General features: G+C 67.9%; 13 protein-coding genes and 1 pseudogene. 6 read left to right on the top strand and 8 right to left on the bottom strand.

Annotated elements, in window-relative coordinates:
• Positions 1-12: 12 nt before the first annotated feature.
• Positions 13-3,789, bottom strand: coding sequence for a BREX-2 system adenine-specific DNA-methyltransferase PglX (gene pglX / locus BJ982_RS33355; RefSeq protein ID WP_203958967.1), 3,777 nt, complete (start codon positions 3,787-3,789; stop codon positions 13-15).
• Positions 3,790-4,189: 400 nt separating this feature from the next.
• Complete coding sequence (locus BJ982_RS33350; protein WP_184886685.1) at positions 4,190-5,515, bottom strand: helix-turn-helix domain-containing protein; 1,326 nt, start codon at positions 5,513-5,515, stop codon at positions 4,190-4,192.
• 265 nt (positions 5,516-5,780) lie between these two features.
• Between BJ982_RS33350 and BJ982_RS33345 the strand changes: the two genes are divergently transcribed.
• Both BJ982_RS33345 and BJ982_RS33340 read left to right on the top strand, forming a co-directional pair.
• Positions 5,781-6,320, top strand: coding sequence for a hypothetical protein (locus tag BJ982_RS33345; protein WP_184886683.1), 540 nt, complete (start codon positions 5,781-5,783; stop codon positions 6,318-6,320).
• On the top strand, positions 6,317-6,709 hold the full coding sequence (locus BJ982_RS33340; RefSeq protein ID WP_184886681.1) for a hypothetical protein: 393 nt from the start codon (positions 6,317-6,319) through the stop codon (positions 6,707-6,709). Before BJ982_RS33345 ends, BJ982_RS33340 begins: the two co-directional genes overlap by 4 nt.
• A gap of 49 nt (positions 6,710-6,758) precedes the next feature.
• Here the strand turns inward: BJ982_RS33340 and pglW are convergent, their stop codons facing one another.
• Positions 6,759-10,994 (bottom strand): BREX system serine/threonine kinase PglW, encoded by a 4,236-nt coding sequence (pglW, locus tag BJ982_RS33335; RefSeq protein ID WP_184886679.1) that lies wholly within the window; start codon positions 10,992-10,994, stop codon positions 6,759-6,761.
• Positions 10,995-11,255: 261 nt separating this feature from the next.
• Between pglW and BJ982_RS33330 the strand changes: the two genes are divergently transcribed.
• The 4 genes from BJ982_RS33330 (at position 11,256) to BJ982_RS33315 (ending at position 16,657) form a co-directional block, all read left to right on the top strand.
• Positions 11,256-13,115 (top strand): ATP-dependent nuclease, encoded by a 1,860-nt coding sequence (locus BJ982_RS33330; RefSeq protein WP_184886677.1) that lies wholly within the window; start codon positions 11,256-11,258, stop codon positions 13,113-13,115.
• Between the two features lie 910 nt (positions 13,116-14,025).
• On the top strand, positions 14,026-14,847 hold the full coding sequence (locus tag BJ982_RS33325; RefSeq protein ID WP_184886675.1) for a CPBP family intramembrane glutamic endopeptidase: 822 nt from the start codon (positions 14,026-14,028) through the stop codon (positions 14,845-14,847).
• Positions 14,844-16,001: a sensor histidine kinase gene (locus BJ982_RS33320; RefSeq protein WP_184886673.1), complete on the top strand. Its 1,158-nt coding sequence runs from the start codon at positions 14,844-14,846 to the stop codon at positions 15,999-16,001. Before BJ982_RS33325 ends, BJ982_RS33320 begins: the two co-directional genes overlap by 4 nt.
• A complete protein-coding gene (locus BJ982_RS33315; RefSeq protein WP_184886671.1) occupies positions 15,998-16,657 on the top strand; it encodes a response regulator in 660 nt (219 codons plus the stop codon). The genes BJ982_RS33320 and BJ982_RS33315 overlap by 4 nt, the downstream gene beginning before the upstream one ends.
• A gap of 15 nt (positions 16,658-16,672) precedes the next feature.
• Here the strand turns inward: BJ982_RS33315 and BJ982_RS39990 are convergent, their stop codons facing one another.
• The 5 genes and pseudogenes from BJ982_RS39990 to BJ982_RS33295 all read right to left on the bottom strand — a co-directional run bounded on the left by BJ982_RS39990 (position 16,673) and on the right by BJ982_RS33295 (position 19,500).
• Positions 16,673-16,951: a hypothetical protein gene (locus BJ982_RS39990; protein WP_239122871.1), complete on the bottom strand. Its 279-nt coding sequence runs from the start codon at positions 16,949-16,951 to the stop codon at positions 16,673-16,675.
• Positions 16,952-17,042: 91 nt separating this feature from the next.
• Positions 17,043-17,228, bottom strand: a pseudogene (locus BJ982_RS41040) (TetR family transcriptional regulator); the annotation flags it as partial.
• A 713-nt stretch (positions 17,229-17,941) separates the two neighbouring features.
• Positions 17,942-18,652, bottom strand: a complete 711-nt coding sequence (locus tag BJ982_RS33305; RefSeq protein ID WP_184886669.1) for an NADPH-dependent F420 reductase — start codon at positions 18,650-18,652, stop codon at positions 17,942-17,944.
• Positions 18,653-18,768: 116 nt separating this feature from the next.
• Positions 18,769-19,125 (bottom strand): nucleotide pyrophosphohydrolase, encoded by a 357-nt coding sequence (locus tag BJ982_RS33300; protein WP_184886667.1) that lies wholly within the window; start codon positions 19,123-19,125, stop codon positions 18,769-18,771.
• Positions 19,126-19,134: 9 nt separating this feature from the next.
• Positions 19,135-19,500: a DoxX family protein gene (locus BJ982_RS33295; protein WP_184886665.1), complete on the bottom strand. Its 366-nt coding sequence runs from the start codon at positions 19,498-19,500 to the stop codon at positions 19,135-19,137.
• Positions 19,501-19,520: the final 20 nt, after the last annotated feature.

The raw sequence follows: 19,520 nt of genomic DNA, 5'->3' as shown, positions 1-19,520 counted from the left end.
TCGTCATGTCCGTCAGGCCCCCTTCTTGCGCCCACGCCCCGCCGCCGGGGGACGCCATGCCTTGAGCTGCTCACGGGTCACGCCGTGGCGCTGCAGTTCGGTGTTGAGGAAATCGGTGAGGTACGCGGCCGGGCTGCCGCTGTACTTGGCGTCGTACTCGCCGTGCCACTGGTGCAGCCAGGGCTCCAGCTCAGCGATCCCGGCCAGCAGCGGGGTCGCCCGGTCGGTTTCGTAGGCCCGGTCCACCAGAAGGTCGGCCAGCGCTCTCGCTTGCGCCAGGTGGTCCCAGCCCGCCCAGCCGTACACGGGGGTCGGGTCACCGTCGCGCTCGGCGTTCGGGTACCCGATGAACCGCTCTTTCGGGACGTCTAGCTTGCCCCGGTGCTTCCAATAGCTTGCGTTTTTGAAGTCGGCGCTGGCGTACTTGGGCGGCACGTTGATCGTGACCTTCTCACCAGCGTCCTCACGACGCTGAAGGTCCCAGACCCCTTCCCAGTCCTTGCGCTTGAGCAGGCCGGAGTCCTTGTAGCGATAGGCGGCGAGGTAGGGGACGTGCTCGTCCTTCAGCAGCTTGCCCAACTCGGCGGTCATGTCGTAGTCCGGCCGATTGAGGTACAGCTCCATAACCTGCCGGAAGTCTGCATCGGTACGCACAAGATCCGCAAGCTGCGCCACCGAAACTGTACGCGGATCCTCACCGTCGATCCAGAGGTGTTCTCCCTCCAGTCGATCCAACATCCAGGACCGAAGGGCCTCGGCCTGCTTCTTCTCGTACGGCTCAGCCGCCCAGCGGCGCTTGCACTCGGCGCGTTCGATGAGGTGAAGCAACGGATGGCTCCCGATCATCTCGATCCGTCGGTTCACTATGTCTTTGTACACCTGTGGCCAGTGCGCGGGTAGCTCGGTGATCGGGACGGACCCGTGCCGCTTGAACCACTGTGTCTCAACTTCCTCGGCTGCCATCTTGCGAGCCAGAGCGATTTCGAAGGCGCGCTCGCCGAGATTCAATTTGGGGAGATCATCTCCGTTGTACGTGAGCTCCTCATTTAGGATGGCGTAGAGCTGATAGATCTCCCAGTCCAGTTCTTCTTGTATCGAGATCATCTGGGCTCGGATGTCTATGTAGCGCCTATGTGCCTCAGTTAGCCAGACCAGTGTTGGGGCCATTCGCGTGGAGATGTCATACGAAGCAACTAAGGCCAATGCCTGAGCCAGGGAATCAAGCAGTCGTGCTCGCGTTGACGATGCATTAGTAGGCAGTGGAAAGTCTTGTAGTTTTGTCCCGGTGAACTCGTAGAAGCGTTCCCATGCCTGAGACTTGAACCCCTCGTTGACGCCCTGAGATCCCTTATCGTGGCAAACCTGTTTGAGCCAAAAGCAGGCAGTGGAGGAATTGAGTACGCCTAGGAGTCGTAGATAGTCATCCTCGGTCGCCCTATCCGGGAGTTTGATCACTGGAGCTGACTGCTTGAATACCTTCCCGCCTCGATCGAGCGCGAACTGATTGTGCGTAGCCACGAAGGCAAAAGTAAGTGACAGGGGTGTTGTCAACTTTTCGCGATATAGCTCTCCGAACTCATACCATCTCAGTGTGTGGATCTCCTCCACGGGTCGCCCAAAACGCTTCCGTCTCTGCAGAATTCTACGGTTTGGCCAGAACCATTTTTCTAGCCCAGCATTCTGTGCAATATCCTTAGGATTTAGGCAGTCGTCATAGGGCCAGATTGTCCATGTGGATAACTCAATTGCGTAGTTTCGAACTTGATCGCCCTCGACCATTGGTCGTAGCTGGCCGACCTCTCTGTGACGGCCAGCTAGATCTTGAGGCGCAAAGAATGCGTCATCTTCGGCTGTAATCGCCACGAATCCAGTTGCCTGCGCCGTGTCTCCCAGGAGAGTCGATTCCCTCGTATTTACTTGCGTCATGAGGGCTGATGCTCCACCGCCGGACAGAGACCAAGGGTAGCTCTCAAGCTGAGTGCGCTGAAGGTCCCTGATTGAGACGAATTCAGTCTCGACTGGCGGGTCGCCTAGGTTACCCGTATTTTCTACAATGGATCGCCAGACAAGGCCCTTCGCTGGTTCCGTGGGTTGGGAAGGCTCGCCACGCACGCCGAGAACCCCTCGGACTGTGGAGAGTCGGTTCCGATCTCTGTTCTTGCCAGCGAGGATCACAGTGGGGGTGCCGTGGCCGGGAATAAAGGCGCCGGAGGTGTCGACGACATGAGTCAGATCGACCTTGTTTCGAAGAAACTCCTCTATGAGCTTTCTGCCGAACTCGCGTTTCATGAAGGAGTTGGATGTAATCTGCCCTACATAGCCAGGGCGCCGATCGTCTTGTATTGCCAGCCGGAAAAATAGCTCGGCGAAAGGCACGGACAGTGCATACTTGCCTGCGCAGTATGCGTAGCGGTCCCGGTATACAATGTTCAGCGCCTTATCTTTAACGGTGATGTAAGGCGGGTTGCCGACCACCACCTGGTACTGGTTGTAGTGCAGGATGCCGAGATAGTGGTGTAGGTCTTCCCAGGCGTACTGGTGATCGCTGAGAGGGTCGGCGTCGTCGAGGGTCAGTTGACGACCACCATCCCCGCCGTAGATTAGAGAGTCTCCGGTGCCGATGCGCAGTTGGAGGGCGGGAGCTTCTGGAACGTCTAGGCTGGTGATTTCGCAGGCTTTTAGCGCGGCTGCCGTCAGGCGAAACTTGGTGATGGCCGTGGCTGCTGGGTTGATGTCGACGCCGTGGATACTGTCGAGCACCTTTTGAACACGGACGCGAGGGTCTAAGCCAGGGGCGTGCTCTGTCCAGGCATCCAGGAGACGGCCGAAGGCGCCTAGGAGGAAGTGGCCGGAGCCGCAAGTTGGGTCTATGAGTTTGAAGCCCTCGAGGCCGAAGTCGTCCAGGGCTGGGGTGAGGGTTAGGTCGAGGATGAATTCTTCGACGAACTCTGGGGTTTGTAGTAGGGCGTAGCGTTTGCGGATGTCTTCGGAGAGGTCCTGGTAGAGGTCGCCGAGGAAGCGGGTGTCCAGGGTGGGGGAGTGGAAGGGGAGGGCGAGTCCTATGCCGGAGGGGTCGCGGCGGCGGAAGTTGGCTATGAGGGCGTCGGCGGCGTCGGCGGAGATGTCCCACCACCAGACGAAGTCGGTGTCGGGGAAGAGGCCGTGGCCGGCGCGGGTGGAGCGGAGCCATCTGAACGCCTCGCGTAACCACTCGCGGGAGGACAGCCGGGGGTTGGCCGCGATCCAGGCTTCCTCGGCGTCGGCGGCGGCCGTGGTCGCCCTACCCGACGCGGTGTCAATCGTCGGCCCGCCCACCTCGTTGTCGGTAGTCGGCCCACCCATCCCGTTGTTGGTGGCCCCACCTATCCCGTTGTCGGTAGCCGGCCCGCTTACTCGATGGTCTGTGGCCGGTCCACCGGCCTCGTTGTTCGTGGTGTGCCAGTCGGTCCCGTTGTCGATGGTGTGCCGGCCGGTCGCGTTGTCAGTGGTCGACGCATCGGAGTCGTAGTCGGCGGAGGCGATCCAGCGGTGCGCGGTCAGGTCGTTGTCCTCGCAGAAGCGGACGAAGACGCAGGCGAGCACCCACGAGCTGGCGGCCTGCGCGGCCTGCGCGGTGAGCCAGGAGTTCCAGGTCTCGGCGGTGCGGCCGATGGACGTGGCCTTGGCGTGCATCTCCCGGAGTCGTTCGCCGATCTCCTCGCGCTCCTCGGCCTGTGCCCGCAGATCGGCTTCCAGGAGACGAGCCTGTCTCTGAAGATCCTTCAACATCTCCGCAGAGACCACAGACATCGGCGAATACCCCTCGTCAGGCGGTACGCACTCAGGACCGACCAGAGAAACGCACCGGAAGCTCAAGACTCGAAGCCAGAATCTTGCCTTACCAGCGCCTGTGACCAGCGGGTATTTCCAGATTGATACATGAATGAAAGCTCAACTACCACGTGACGTGACAGGGCCGACGTTATCGCACTGACGCTCGAATTCTCGAATGTGAGGCTTGAGCCGTTATCACCCAATTTCGGCATGTCTGAGTGTGTGCGATGCCCTGAGTTCGTTTGGGCGTGCATGGATCCTGATATCGGTCGGCCCCTATACCTGGCGCAACGGGATGGTCTTCGCTCAGGCCGACCGGCGTCCAGCTACTCATGCGCTCTGCGGTCTTGTGTCTCCGGTCCGAACACTCGTTCGGTCAGTTGGGAACCGGAGCGTCCAGAGCGCTTCGATAGTCGCCGAGGGCGGGCAGGTCGGCGCGCTTCTCGATTGGGACCGTGTCGAGGACCATGCGGGCCGTGTGAAGGATCATGTGAGTGAGGTAGGTAGGTTCAAGCGTAGCGATGACCTGCGCGGCAAGCTGGAGGCCCTCGTTGTGGCCGCCTTCGTTGCTGAGATGGATGGCCTCGTGCAGGCGCACGTTCGCCTGGTCTTGGTATCCCATTGAGGAGGCAGCCCTGTCACGTGCCTCACGAGCTGCTTCGCTGGTGCCGCTGAAGGAGTGGACCCAAGATGTGGTGAACCACATGGAGCCGGGGTTCCAGCCGAACTCTTGCCGGTTGACGGATCGTCCGGCCAGTTCATGGAGACGATTCAGGCGTTCGAGGGCCTTTTCTCGATGACCGCTGACAGCGAGTGCTTGTGCTTCCGCGCAGACTGCTCCGATGAGCCCGGGGGTGACACGCTCGCCGGCGAGCTGCTGAGCTTTGCGGGAAAGAAGGAGTATCGACTCCGTGGCGCGTGGGGTGTAGAGCCCGAAGACGGCTTCGCTGCCACGAACCCACACCTGCATGTCTCGATCGGGCGAGGCGTCGGCGGCGTGACGGGCGGTCGTCCACCAGCGCCTGGCCGCTCCGTACTCACCCAGCCGGGTCAGGAGGTTGCCCTGAAGACACGAAAGCCAGGCCGTGATTCGGTGGAGTTCGCCGGCCTGTGCGGGGGTCGCGTTGGCGAGCGACCGCTGGACGGCGAGTAGGTCTACCAGGAGATCGTCACGCACTTTCGCGGGCGGCTGGTTGTTGACGGCGTAGAGGTGATGGGCACAGACGGCCTCCCAGTCATCGATGGTGTGGCCTTCGGACGTTTGGAGGGACTGTTCGAGGAGCTGGCGAATCGGCTCACCGGCGCCGAAGATCGGAGCCTGGGCCAATAGTCCAAGTGTGGCCAGCTGAAATAGGTGTCGGCGTTCCATATCGTCTCCGTGAAGGAGTGTGCTGCTGCCGTTTTCACGGTAACTCTCGGTAGCCCGGTTTGTCGTGGACGCCAGGTCGTCGATGGGGCAATGTCCGAGGCGTTGCACCACGGGCCACAGGGTTTTCAGCTGGCCGTCCGCGTGTAGGGCGTCGTCGATGGATTGCACGCGCAGGCCGGACTCCGGGAGGCTTTCGCCGCGTTCGATCGCGCCCAGCATCGAGGGCGAGTAGCCCGTTCTGATGGACAGTTGGGCGACGGTCAGCGGCTCGCCGACGCGCAGTTCGTACGAATCGCGTAGGTCGCGGATGAGCGCCCCGAAATAGTGCGCCATCGACCTGTATCGGTCCGTGCTCTTACGTGGTGCGGGCATGCCGTTTCACCTCCGGGGGACGCCGGAATCGCCAGCCGATCACCGAAGTAGATCAGCTCTTGCTCCGGACGGGACCTACCACGAGCCTCAAGGTAACTCTAAATGATGGACCAATTACAGAGCGCCAGTTCTGAAACTCGGTCCCGATCCGATCAGGAGTGCGATTCATGCCCCACCGCGAGCCCCCCACGAGCAGTGGACGTCCTCGGCTCCGGGAGACCTCCCGGTGACCGGCACGGAGACCCACCACCGGGACCCCTCCGGCCGCGCCCAGCCGTCCGACCGTCCATGCGGTTCGGCCCGTTCGGATTCCCCGCAGCGTTCCGGCCGCCCGGCCCGGACGCGCCGCCCGTCCACCGGCCGGCACCGTCACGGCCTGGCGGCGACCGTTCCCGACCGGCGTGAGTGGGACACCGCCCAGAAGGCCAGCGCCGCTCAGCTCGACCTGCTCGAACCCGGCTGGCTGGTGCTGTACGGTTCGTACTACCGCCGCTTCTACGCGATCGCCTGTGTGAACACCGTCGCCGAGCGGTTGGTGGAGGCGTCGGACCCGGACGAGCTGCGCGCCCTCATGCGCCAAGCCGAGGCGCGTCCGCACCGGAAGAGCCAGGCGCGGACCAGCCAGGCCCTGGCGAGCCGGATGCGAACGGGTCAGCGCCCGGCTGGCCAGGTCCGGGCCATCGGGGACCCGGCGGCCGGTAGACCCGTGGCCGCGCACGGCATCGGTGGTCCGGTGACGTCGGTCGGCGGGTGGTGGCAGGCGTGATCGCCGGGTCGCTGTTCGGGATGCCCGAGCGTCAGGTCGATAGGCATCGGGGTGCGCTCGGTGGCCTCGCCAAACAACTGGAGCCCCTCGGTCTACGCTGCCGTCCCGTCGAACGACTGCGCCTCGGCATGGAGGGGTGGTATCGCAAGCCCGAGGTGCTGCCGCCCGAGCTGGATGTGTATGGCGGCGGACGCCTGATCGCGACCGTCACCGTGGCCGGCGCGCCCCGCGACGGCGAAGCCTCGTTCCTCGTAAGGGAACCAGGTGCTCTGCCCGTCGGGGCCCGGGGCGCCGACGCCGTCGCCTCGGCCGTCCGCGACATCGCCACCGCCCGGACCGAGGCGGCACCGGAGCCGGGCCGTTCCCGCCCTCGCGAGTCGGACCCGTGAATCCGGCCCGCTAGGACCGGGTTCTTGCAGAGGTGCGCCCGGCGACGGGTCAGGAGACGGCCTCGTCGCGAGGCCGGGTGATCCAGGTGGTCGAGAGCCGTAATGCTCCGAGCGCGCCGGGCGCAGGCCGGCCGTCGATGGACGGAACGCCGTCCTGTTCGACCGGGAGGAGCAGCCAGCGGGCTGCGGGGCGGGCCGTCGCCTGGTCGGCGAGGCGCTCCAGCACCGCGAGCCGGTCGTAACGGGCCAGCGGGGCGGCCTCGACGATCAGCAACGGACGGGTCTCGGCCTCCAGCCGCGACTCCAGGGACGCCGCCGCCATCGCGACGAGAGTCCGCAGGTTGGCGGCGTCCTGGGGCGCGGCGTCCGGGCGGTCGCTGCGCAGTACGAGCGACCAGTCCACCTGGTGCTCCTCCGCCTCCCGCCGCATGGCGGCCAGCAGGTCGGCCGTGACGTCGACCGGCGTGACCCCGAATCGCTCGGCCAGAGCCGCCGCGGCCCGCGCGTGGAAGCGCCAGTCGACGGCGAGGGTGACGAAGGCGTGTTCGGCGATCGACCGGGTCAGGCGTTGCTCGAAGGCGGCCAGATTCCGGTCCCTGCCGACTCCTCCGAGTCGTGTGACCGAGGTCTGGCCGTGGCCGGTGGCGAGGCCGCTCGACGCGCGGTCGCGCGGCAGGTAGCGGCCGTCGCTGAAGACCAGCGGCACCTCGGCCACGCGCAGCAGGGCGTCGAGCCTGGGCCGGTCGGGAAGCTCGCCCACCTGCGGGTACCTGGCCCGGACGCGAGCCCTGAGCTGGTCGACGTCGAGCCCGTGCCGGACGACGGCCAGCGACGAGGCGAGCTGGCGCAGCGCCCGCACTGGGTCCAGGCCGGCCGGGTAGACCTCGCCGCGTCCGTTGGCGGCGGCTCGCTCCGACGCGGCGGCGGCCAGCGCGGCCAGCCGTACGGGGGACAGGGGGGCCATGCCCGGCGCGAGCCGTACCTCACGGAGTCGCGCCTCGCAGTGCGCCGCGGACGGCAGCGACTCCTCGGCGGCGAGCTTGTCGGCGGCCCGTCCGAGGCGGACCGCGTAGTCGAGCAGGTCGGTGCCGGGGACGGCCTCCGGGTTGTCGGGGACCTCCAGGGCGAGGATGACCGTGCCGAAGCAGCGCCGCGTCAGCAGCCGGGCCTCGGCTCCGCGGTCGCCCTCGACGTCCACGACGGCGCGGACCAGACCGAGCGCCCGGCTCAGCCGCTCACGCCCGTCCGTGAGCGACCCCCGCGCGGTCAGCAGCGACTCCGCCACGTCGGACGCGGCGACGACCCCGCCCGCCTGGGACACCAGGTCGACGATCTCCGTCCGCACCTCGGTCAGCGCCCGGTTGCGCGGCCAGCTCTTGCGGGTCTGCGGCGCGATCTGCCCGACGCGACCCGCGGTGACGCCGTGGAGCTGCGCGATCTCCGCCTGGGTCGGCCATATCAGCAGGCCATGGTCGCCCGCGAAACCGAGATAGGTGCGCATCACCGCCGACGCGGACGAGTCCGCCCTGCCGGTTTTCGGCAGGAGGGAGGTGAGGACGCCATCGACGCTGTGCAGGGGGACGTCGATCGGCTCGGTCGGCGGGGTGGCCGTCTCCCCGGGCCGCAGGCGGGCACGCCACTGCTTGGCGCGGCGGCGGACCTCGCGGCGCGTCGGCTCCGACACTCCCGACAGGCGGGCGATGTCGAACGGAGAACGGGCGAGCAGGTCCGCCACAGTGCGGACATCCACGCGGTGCAAGGCGTCCACGGCGCGGGGAGTCAGCCCGGCGGCGGCTATCGGGGTCTCCAAGGTGGCGGCGGCGGCCCGCTCGTCCAGTTCCTCACCGGCCACCGGCTCGGCGGCGCCGGGCGCGGGGACGTCACCCGCCGCGGGAGGCACGGCCGCGAAGATCGACCGCCACTCCGTGTGCATGCTCTCGATCGTGTCGTGGCGACTCTTCGGATCGCGGGCCAGCGCCTTCGCGAAGAAGCGTGACAGGCCCTCGCCGACGGTCGGCTCGAACAGCGCAGGGTCGATCGTCACATCGCTGCTGATCACGGCCGGGTGGCTGCGGTTGCCCTCGCCGTACTCGGGGGTCTGGCCCGTGGCCATCTCGTACAGCGTGACCGCCGCCGCGTACCTCTCCGCCGCCGCGTCGAAGCGCGGGCGGTGGATCCGGTCGAAGAACGGGTCGAGGTAGGGCGCCGTGCCCACGCCCGTGTGCTCCAGGGGAGCGCGGGAAAGCGAGAAGTCGAACAAGGTGAGGTGGACCTGACGGCTCTTGCCCAGCTCGCGGAACGCCAGGTTGTCCGGCTTGATGTCCCGGTGGTTCACCCCGGCCAGGTCCAGGGAGACCAGGATCTCCAGCAGGTCCTTGCCCCAGCGCTCCAGCAGGTCCAGGGACAGCCGTCCCTCTCGCTTGATCATCGCCGCGAGGCTCTCGCGCCCGGCGTCCTCCAGCAGCAGCGCCGTACGGCCCCCGACGACGAGCGGGCCTTCGAGGAGCTGGGCGATCCGGGTGTCGCGGGCCTGCGGCAGCACCTCGGCCTCGTCGAGCAGCCGGCGCCGCGCGGCGTCCTCGTCCAGCGCGACCTTCAGCACCGCTTCAGCCCGCTTCGGCGCGACCTCGCGGGACTCGCCACGGACGGTGTCGCGGTTGGCGTCGTGGCCTGGCAGACGCCGCTCGTCGCGGACGAGCAGCGCGAGCGCCGTCGAGCCCTGGTCCAGCCGTTGCAGCACCTCGAACCGCGTGGGCTCGTCGTCGGTGCCGATGCGCTGGCCGGGCTTGGCGTCGAACGGGTCGACCCGCTCGGCCGCCTCCTCGGGCTGGGACAGCTCGGCGACGAGCTTGGTGAACTCGCGGACGAAGTCGCCGACCGACTGCAGGCGAAGGTCGGTGTCCCCGGCCGTCGCCTCCCTGACGAGGTTCACCATGGCCTGCGGCGCGCCGTCCATGGCCGCGCTGATGTCCAGGCCGCCCGACTGGGCGAGGATCTGCTGCAACGCCTCGCCGCTGTCCGCGGGAGGCAACCCGGTGAAGATCATGTACGCGAGCGCGCCGAGGCCGAACACGTCGGCCAGCACCGGGTCGGCGTCCTGCTTGTGCAGGGTCTCCGGGGCGAGGAAGCCGCGCACGCCGGTATCGGTGAGGTCCTCCAGCGTGCGGGTGCCCGGCACGTACGACCCCTGCGTGGCCGGGGGCATGCGCAGGGCGGTGTGCCAGTCGCGGACCCGGACGCCCAGCCTTTCCTGCGCCATCGGGCGGACGAACACCGACCGGGGGCTGAGCCGCCGGTGGACCAGCTTGCGCCGGTGCGCGTAGCCCAGTGTGTCGGCCAGCGCCCGGACCAGGTCGAGCTGGTTCTCGATGGTGAGGCCGTTGGGCCTGGCGGCCAGGAAGTGGTCGAGCCGGACCTCGGACGGGTCGTGCGCGAACACCACGGCCGGCCCGCGCTCGTGCTCGTAGAACTCGATGGCCTGCCCGATGCCCGGGTGGCTGACGTTCTCCAGGATGCCGAACTCCCGGCGGGCGGCCCGCAGGCTCGCCATCTTCTCCTCGTCGGACGCACGGGCGTTGCGGATGTAGAACCGCACGCGCCGCACCCGGTCGAGCGCGGTGTGCCTGGCCAGGTAGTCCTGCCAGCCGGGCCCCTCGGCGAGCGGGTTGTCGTCCAGCAGCAGGTTGCCCACGGTGCGATGCCTGACGCTGCGCCGCACGCCCGCCCGTTCGATCACCTTGGCGAGCTGTACGGATCGCTGGCGATCGACCAGGTCCCGGCTGTCGCGCGGCGGGCGGGCGACCAGGTCGGCGAGCAGTTCCTCCAGACCCGCCGGGCCCTGCCCGTCGATCCGGTAGACCCCGGCCCTGCCCCGGTCGGTGAGCTGGACCTGCGCGCCCGGCTGGTGGAGCACGACCCCCGCGTGCACGAAGGGAACGCGGGTCGCGCCCGAGACGTCGACGAGAAGCTGTTTGAAGTGCTTGGCCTTGAGGTCGGTGAGAAGCCGCGGGTTGTCCTCCGGGCGCCGGTTGTGGAACCAGGTCTGGTGATCACCGCTGATCGTCCCCGACCAGTGCTTGAGCTCCAGGAGATAGATGCCCGCACGCCCGATGACCAGCAGGTCCACCTCGTACTGACGCCCGCTCCGCGTGGTGAACGTGAAGTTCGACCAGGCGCGGTAGGGGTCGGTGTCGGGCAGCAGCTCGCGGATCGCGGCCAGCCCGCCCTGCTCATGGGCATACTCGGACGGCGTGACCTCCACCCAGCGCTTGTTTCCGGCCTCCACGCCCACCTCAGCTTTCTCGCCGAAGCCGAGAGTCTAAACGTCGGCCCCCGTCTGCCACAGACCAATCATGTCCCGATTCGGTCGCACACTCCGCGCCATGTCAGAAGAAGAGCCCTCAGGGGTTGCCGAGAAGGTTCTACGATGGGGTCTCTGGGACGCGGGGGAAGTGTCGTGAACGTTGGGGCAGCGTCCACTCAGCGGGCGTGCGGCTCGTGAGAGGGCCCGGCCTCCTCAACGTAGAGAACGGAGCGGCCGAATCCGGTGCGACTGAACAGCTTCACGGTTAGCGGATTTCGTTCGCTCAGTGATGTCCGAGATATTCCTATTAGTGCCCCTACCATCCTCGCCGGGCACAATGACGGCGGAAAGAGCGCCGTGCTGGCCGCGCTGGGCTTCCTCGTCGGGACGTACAAGCTGACCGAGGAAGACCGCACGTACGACATGCCCAGCGGACCGGGGGAGGCGGCGCTCCCTGATCCACCTCGATGCGAGTCGACGGAGGTCCAGGGAGAGTTCACTCTGGACGAGGGGGAGCAGGCGACCTTCGGACTGCCGGAGACCGTGCTCATCCGCAGGAGGGCGGGTGAAGACCTCGACTCGCATCTCGAGTGCTGGATGCCCGTTCCGCGCGACGAGCGGCTCCGAGACCTGTCGCAGTACAGGGTGGCCGACCTGAAGCCTTTGGCCAAGGAACTGGGCCTCAGCGCGCCGAGCACGAGGCGGGGCGACCTGGAGCAGGTTCTCCTCGCCTACGCGCGTGAGAACTCCGACTCGCACGGCTGGGTCGCGGCGCCCTCCGCCCTGTACAAGCGCATGCCCCGCGTCCTCTCGTTCGGCGGCAAGTCAGAAAGGCCGGACGACGCCGTCAGGTCCGCGCTGTTGGGGCGCTTCCAGACGCACATGGACGATGACCACCTGCGGGGGCAGGTGCAATCGCTGGAGACGGTCGTCAAGGACCGTCTCCGGACCGACGCGAAGTTGCTGTGTGACCACATCAAGACGCGTTGCCCGGACCTCACCGACGTCTTCGTCGAGCCAGAAGTGTCGTTCACTCACGGATTCCAGGGCGCTCCGCTGCGCATCGCGCGGACCTCCGGCCAGCCTGTCAGCCTGGACCGGTCCGGCCTGGGTAGCACGCGCCGGATCTCGCTGGCCATCTGGGAGTGGACCAGCGAACTGCTCACCGAAGAAAGCCGCGAGTGCGAGACGGCGGCCCAGGGGGAGGACGAAGAGCCGACGCAGGGACCGCTCCACACCATCGTGATCTATGACGAGCCGGACACCCATCTCGACTACGGACACCAGCGGAAGATCATGCGGCTGATCCAGGAACAGAGCGCGATGCCCCGCGTCAACGTGATGGTGGCGACGCACTCCATGAACCTGATCGACGGGGTCGACATCTCCGATGTCGTGCACCTGAAGCTGCAGGACGGACGTACGGTCGTCGAGCGACTCGGCGCCGATGGTCATGAGGCCATCGACGGACACCTCCGGCAGATCGCGGCCGCTCTGGGCCTGCGCAACTCTGTGCTCCTGCACGAGAGGTGCTTCCTGGCCGTGGAGGGCGACACCGAGCAGCGCGCGTTTCCGCTGCTCTTCCGCCTGTCCGAAGGGTTGTCCCTGCAGTCCGCCGGCATCGCGTTGTGGGCCTGCTTCAACAACGTGGGGGCGCTGCACCTCGCCCGGTATCTGGTCGCCCACAACAGGTCCGTCATGCTGGCCATTGATGCGGACAGCCGGAACGCGACAGGGGGCCTCTTCAAGCAGGCGCGCCTGGAAAGCTTCTTCGGCAAGGATGTGGCGAAATATGTGAAGTTCCTCGCCGAGGATCGAGGAATAAACGAGTTCGAGGAACTTTTCACCGATGAGCAGTGGGCCGAGGTGGCGAACCAGATCTGGCCCAAGGATGGCGAATGGCTTCCCAACGAGTTCGCTTCCAAGCGGGGAGCGGGTAAGTTCAGCTCAGCGGTTCTGGAGATGCTGGGTGTGCAGAGCGACCGTGGACCTAAGGGCAAGCCGGACATGATGTACGATTTCGCGTTGGCATTGAAGGAGCCCGAGGATGTTCCGCCGGCGCTGAGAGAGATGTTCGCCGAGCTCAGGGCACTAGCAGACTGACCACCGCGCCATTGACGGCGTCATTCGGCTTCGTTTGTCGCCGACGTGCACGCATGCGCTCCTTACGCTGTTCCGAGGTGGGCTCCACCCATTGGTGCCAACCCACGGATTCCTTCCAGCGCTGTAGATGGTCACGTGCTTCCACGCCGCACCATCGGCACCCGTTCGGTGGGGGGATGGGCAGGTCAGAGCCTTGAGGTTCTGTGGGCATCTCTCCTCCTCCACCCTGCATTCTTCTCCACCGGACCGACATTTCTGAGGGCATACTTACCCTCCAAGAGTCACGTGATGCGTACTGTCTAGGGTGCGGGCCCCTGCCAGGAGTTCGCGAGGCTCCCCGGGCCTCGGTAGGCATCGTTATCTACACCGCCGTGCCGGATGCCAAGGGGACGCCGGCATGGCGGAACCGCCCAGCCTGCGCTGGCGAACATGCCGCCGAACTGCGTGCCAAGGCATAGTGGAGATCTTGCTTTGACACCGCCACGGTTCTACTGCGCGATGGCCACCATGAGTTCGCCGGCCGTCGGGCGGTTGTGAGGGTGCTTTCCCAGGCAGGCGGCTACGGGAATGTGAGTAAACGCGTGGACAGCGCGGTCACAGCGCTTCAGCGGTAGGTCAGGTGTGTCCGTCAAGGGTGGCTCCTGTGGGGGGCGAGCGCGGCCCGTCGGATAGGGGGACATGATCATCGCGCTCTGCCGGGCGGTGCGGATGCCGCCGGAGATGTACGCGATCCGCGGTGACGTCGCGCGCGGGGATGTCGTCCGGCGCATCGCAGGTGCGGCTTGTCCCCCATGCGAGCTACCGGCGAGTGTCCACCACGCGGGGACGATTCCAGACCGGCGAATCCCTAGCGTTTCCCGGTGTGGCGGCGGCGCGCCGTCGCGGAGTCCTCCCACGTCAAGGAGTCGTCATGCGGTTGTTGAAACAGCTCGTGCCCGTCGCGGTGGTCGCCTTCGCCGGCAACGCGGTCGTGGGGGCGGTGCAGGGGAACGCGCTTCTGACGCTGCTGCTCGGCGTGGCGACGGCCGTGGCCGCCGTGCTCGTGTACGCGCGGGTGGTGCGGTGGTCCGAGCGTCGGGCGCCGATGGAGGTGGCGGCGGAGGGCGCCGCGGGCGGCATCGCACGAGGGACGCTGGTCGGGGTCGCGCTGTTCGCGGCCGTCATCGTCAACATCGCTCTCGTGGGGGGCTACCGGGTCGACGGTTCCGGTTCGCCGGCGGGTGCGGCCGGGCTGCTCGGCGTCATGGCCGCCGTCGCGGTGACGGAGGAGCTGCTGTTTCGCGGCATCCTGTTCAGGATCGTCGAGGAACGCTTGGGAACGTGGCTGGCGCTGGCGCTGACCGGGGTGCTGTTCGGCCTGTCGCACCTGTTCAACGAACATGCCAGCTTGTGGGGCGCGATCGCCATCGCGATCGAGGCAGGCGGCATGCTCGCCGCCGCCTACGCCGCCACGCGCACCCTGTGGGTGCCGATCGGCGTGCATTTCGGCTGGAACTTCGCGGCGGCCGGCATCTTCGGCGCCGAGGTCTCGGGCAGCGGGACGCCGGAGGGGTTGCTGCACGGCGTGACGTCGGGTCCCGCCCTGCTCACGGGCGGTGAGTTCGGGCCGGAGGGGAGCCTGTACGCGGTGGTGGCCGGCCTGCTGCTGACGGGCGTGTTCATGTGGATGGCCCATCGGCGCGGCACCATGGTCCCGCTCCGGCGCCGCGCGACCGTTACGCTCGCCGAATGACCCATCTACGACGGCTCACCGACCTGTGGCGGCGGTGTGATGTCGTGGTCAGGGATCTGCCGCTCGGGCTGCTGCTGGCCGTCGCGTCGCTCCTGCCGGCGCTCCACGGCAAGGGGACGCAGGTCGGCGACCTCCCGGCCCGCCCCTTCGACGCGCCGGCGCTCGTGCTGATCGCTCTGGAATGCCTTCCGCTCGCCGTGCGCCGGCGGTGGCCGGCCGCGAGTCTGGCTCTGGTGTCACTCGGCTTCGTCCTCGACCAGCTCAGCGCCTACCACGTGTTCGCGAGCAACGCGATGCTCATCGCGCTCATCAGCGCGGGCGCCCACCTGGAGCGCCACCGGCGTGTCACCGTGGTCGTCCTGTCCATGGCGTACGTGCCGCTGGCGCTCGCGCTCGGCCGGCTGGGCGCGACCGAGAGGCCGGAAGGGTACGTGGTGTTCTACCTGGCCCTGGTCCTCGCGTGGGGCATCGGGGCATGGGTGCGCTCCACGCGCGCCGCCGAGGCCGAACGCCGTCGCCACGTCGCCGAGACCACGCGCACCGCCGAACGCACCCGGATCGCCCGCGAACTGCACGACGTCGTCACCCACCACGTGACGGCGATGGTCGTGCAGGCCGAGGCCGCGCGCTACCTGGCCGCCGCCCCCGACCGCTTCGACGCGGCGCTGGGCAACGTCGCCGACACCGGCCGGCGGGCCATCACCGACCTGCGGCACATGCTCGACCTGCTCAAAGCCCCTCACGACACCGACGCCGGCATGCCTTCCGCCGGTGAGCTCCACACCCTCGTGGAGCGGACCCGCCAGGCCGGGCAGCCGGTGGACTTCTCCGAGGAGGGGACCCCGGCGGAATCGGCGGGCAGCGCCGAGTTCGTCACCTATAGGGTCGTCCAGGAAGCCCTGACGAACGCCCTCAAACACGCCCGCGGCAGCCCCACCGTGGTTTCGGTGCGCTATGGCGAGAAGGAGATCAGCGTGGAGGTCGGCACCGGCCCCGGCATCGGCCCCGGGGCCGCCTCCCCTGGTGGGAGCGGGCGGGGTCTGGCCGGGCTCCGCGAACGGGTGGAGGCCCTGGGCGGCGAGTTCAGCGCCGACCGGCGGCCGGGCGGCGGCTTCCTCGTACGGGCCCGCATCCCCGCGGGGAGCCCGTCGTGACCGTGCCGATCCGGGTCCTGGTCTGCGACGACCAGGCGCTGATCCGCACCGGCTTCGCGACGATCATCGACGGGCAGCCCGACCTGGAGGTGGTGGGCGAGTGTGGTGACGGCCGCACCGCGGTGGATCTCGCCCACCGGCTGCGCCCCGACATCGTGGTGATGGACGTGCGGATGCCGGTGCTCGACGGCATCGAGGCGACCCGCCTGCTGGCCGGCGCCGGGGTGGAGCATCCGGTCAAGGTGCTCGTGGTGACCACGTTCAACCTGGACGAGTACGTCTACGAGGCGCTGCGGGCCGGGGCGAGCGGGTTCCTGCTCAAGGACGCCCCGCCGGCGCAGCTGCTGCATGGGATCCGCATCGTCGCGGCGGGCGCCGCGCTGCTGGCGCCGGAGGTGACGCGGCAGCTCGTCGGCCGGTACGCGTCGCGGATCCGCCCCGCCGAGGCCGCGCCGGAGCACGCCGCGCTGACGCCGCGTGAGCTGGAGGTGCTGCGACTGATCGCCGACGGCCGGTCCAACAGCGAGATCGCCGCCACGCTGGTGATCAGCCAGGAGACCGTCAAGACGTACGTGTCGCGCATCCTCACCAAGCTCGACCTGCGCGACCGCGTGCAGGCGGTGGTCTACGCCTACCGCAGGGGCCTGGTGACCTGACCCGCGGCCCGGCCGTCACCGCGGATCGTGAAGCGTCTGATCGACGGCCGCCTCGCTGGATGGATGGCGGGCGGTGATGCCGGTGAGGACGAGGTCGATGCCGGCGAGGAACTGTTCGCGGTCGTCGTGCCCGCGCATCTGCTCGGCGATGGCCCGGACGAACGGGTATTCGCCGGGGTCGAGGTCCTGCCAGGCCTTGGACGCGGTGTCGAGGAACCGGGTGCGGTCGGCTTCGGAGAGGGGGCGCTGTCGTCCCCGGTGTGCTGGGAGTTCTGCGTGGTGGCGCTCCGGCATCGGTGGTCTCCGTGCCCTCGGCGGGCTCGGCCGGCGGGGCGGGTCGCGTGGGCAGGGCGGTGGCGAGGACGGTGTCGGCCGCCGCGTCCAGCAACTCGTCCATGGTGCCGATGTGCCAGTAGATCGCGCCGGATCCGGTGGCCAGGCGGCGGGTCAGCACCCGGACCGTCAGGGCGTTCTTCCCCGCCACGTCCAGCAGTTCGACGGCGGTCTCCACGATGAGCTCCCGGGTGAGCACCTGCCTGCGTCGCGGTGAGCGAGGTTTCCGTACGGCCATGCTTGGAGCGGTGCTCCATAGTGCGACTGGGCTCTCCCTGAGCGGTCTTGACCGAAGGAGGCGCGACACGCGTGACGCGTTGTCACGCGGTCGTCGAAACAGCTGACGCTCGCCGCGTCAGCGTGTGGCGCGCCCGCCGTCGTCATCGGACGCCCATCCAACAATTCTCTGGTAGGTGGAATATGCATCAAGCGCGCAAATTACAAACATTGTTACGCCGCGTCCTGATTTTCGTGCTGACCACCGCGATGGTGATGTGCCTCGCTCCCGCCCTGCCGGCGCGAGCGGCCGACCGGGATGTCACCATCACCCTCAACGCCTCCGACCTCGGCATACCTCCTTCCGTGGATCCGGGACATCGTCCCGGAGATACAGGCGGAGATCACCGAGAACGGCGGGATGGGCGGCCGGCTCGCGATCCGCTTGGCTGACCTCAACGGTGACGGCAGGGCCGACTACCTCGACGCCGACCCCCGAAACGGCGCCACCCGAGCCTGGATCAACTTCGGCTGAGTGACACAGGCGGACACCGGGCAGTCGCTGCTCGGTGTCCGTCGCGGTGCTGGAATGTCCCCACGGGCCGTCGCGCTCCTTCCAGGGGTGGTGCGTCCCCGGGGCGACGAGTTGGAAAGGCCGCATCCGTCACGCCGCTGTTCCGGCCGAATGAAGCCGGACATCTTCCAGGGCATGTACCGGCGCCGGTAATGAGGTCGTCAGTCTCCTGCGGTGTCGTCGTGGTGGCGGACGGAGGTCAGGGTGGTGCGGAGGGTTTCGGCGGTGACCGGGGAGCCTGGGTCGTCCGGGGTGAGGGAGGTGCCGTCGGGGTTCTTGGCGTAGAGGGTGGCGTAGGCGGGGGTGTCGCGTTGGAAGCGGCGGCCTTCGGCCAGGGGGCCCGCGTCGACGGTGTCGAAGCCGAGGATGTCCAGGAGGGTGGTGACGGCGGCCTTGGCGGCGGGGTCGTCGCCGGCGATGGGGAGGGCGGAGCGGTCGGCGGCGCCCACGGGGCGGGCAAGGGCGGCCAGGTGCTTGAAGTAGATGTTGTTGAAGACCTTGACGACCCGGGACTCCGGCAGGTGGCGTTGGACCAGTTCGCTGGTCGTCGTCTGGTCGGAGTCCAGTTCGGGTATCTGTCCGTCGCGCTGCGGGTAGTAGTTGCCGGTGTCAAGGACGACCTTGCCCGCCAGCGCCTCCGCCGGGATCTGGCGGTAGGCGTGGAAGGGGACGGTGACCACGACCCAGTCCCCGGCGGCCGCGGCCTCGGCGGGGGTGGCGGCGCGGGCGCGCGGGCCGAGTTCCTCGACGAGGGAGGCCAGCGTGTGCGGGCCGCGGGAGTTGCTCAGCACGACGTCCAGACCGGCCGCGACCGCCAGTCGGGCGAGGGTGCCGCCGATGTTGCCACTACCGATCAGTCCCAGAGTCGTCATGACCGCGACAACCCGCCCCGGGCCGTCGTTATTCCTAGTCGTCCGGAGGGTTTCTCGACTGTCGTGAACCTTGGCCCTGGCTTGGTGTGCGGCCTGCAGTGGAAGCGATGGGGGGTTCAGGGGAGGGGTGGGGCTTTTCTGGCGGAGCCGCGGTAGTCGCGTACGGTGTAGCGCTGTTCGCTTTCGCTGAGTTTGGCGTGTGCGGCCTCGATCAGATCGATGCCGAGAGCGTCGGCCAGCCGGACGAGGTAGAGCATCACGTCGGCGACCTCGCCACGCACGCGGCCGGCGGCCTCCGGGTCCTCCATCACGGTGGAGGACTCCGAGGGAGTCAGCCACTGGAACTCCGCGAGGAGCTCGCCGGCCTCACCGGCCAGGGCCATGGCCAGGTTCTTCGGCGTGTGGAATTCTTCCCACTCCCTGGCCTGGACGAACTGCCGCAGCCGCTCGGCCAGGCCTTGAAGGTCGCTCATGCGAGCACGTTACATCTGGGAGCCCGGCGTCATGACGCCGAGGATGAGGGTGGCCGCGGCGAGGGCGAGGTAGGTGGCGGGGAAGGCCAGGTTGTGGAAGACGCGGGCGCGGAGGTGGATGCCGACCGCGCCGACGAAGAACAGGACGAGGCCGCCGGCGGCCACCAGCCCGAGGAACGGGACGCCGAGGAGGCCGAGGAGCAGTCCGGCGGCGCCGGCGGCCTTGAGGGCGGCGAGCACGGGGATGAACCGGGCCGGGACTCCCACCTCGGCCGAGTTCGCGAGGACGAACGGGGCCCGGAGGAAGTCGGCCACGGCGACTCCGGCGTTGGCGATGATCGTGATGATGGCGACGATGAGGTAGGCGGTGTGCATCGTTCGTTTCCCGTGTGAGC

Origin of the sequence: Sphaerisporangium siamense (assembly GCF_014205275.1) — a bacterium.
In the GTDB taxonomy this organism is placed as follows: Bacteria; Actinomycetota; Actinomycetes; order Streptosporangiales; family Streptosporangiaceae; genus Sphaerisporangium; species Sphaerisporangium siamense.
Note: the sequence above shows the minus strand (reverse complement) of the source record. Positions and strands in the feature narration are given on the sequence as shown.

Coding starts and splice junctions, on each gene's coding strand:
- BJ982_RS33305 (WP_184886669.1), bottom strand. CDS start 18,652: ATGACGACTCTGGGACTGATCGGTAGTGGCAACATCGGCGGCACCCTC.
- pglX (WP_203958967.1), bottom strand. CDS start 3,789: ATGTCTGTGGTCTCTGCGGAGATGTTGAAGGATCTTCAGAGACAGGCT.
- BJ982_RS33300 (WP_184886667.1), bottom strand. CDS start 19,125: ATGAGCGACCTTCAAGGCCTGGCCGAGCGGCTGCGGCAGTTCGTCCAG.
- BJ982_RS33350 (WP_184886685.1), bottom strand. CDS start 5,515: ATGGCGCACTATTTCGGGGCGCTCATCCGCGACCTACGCGATTCGTAC.
- BJ982_RS39990 (WP_239122871.1), bottom strand. CDS start 16,951: ATGCCGGAGCGCCACCACGCAGAACTCCCAGCACACCGGGGACGACAG.
- BJ982_RS33320 (WP_184886673.1), top strand. CDS start 14,844: ATGACCCATCTACGACGGCTCACCGACCTGTGGCGGCGGTGTGATGTC.
- BJ982_RS33295 (WP_184886665.1), bottom strand. CDS start 19,500: ATGCACACCGCCTACCTCATCGTCGCCATCATCACGATCATCGCCAAC.
- BJ982_RS33325 (WP_184886675.1), top strand. CDS start 14,026: ATGCGGTTGTTGAAACAGCTCGTGCCCGTCGCGGTGGTCGCCTTCGCC.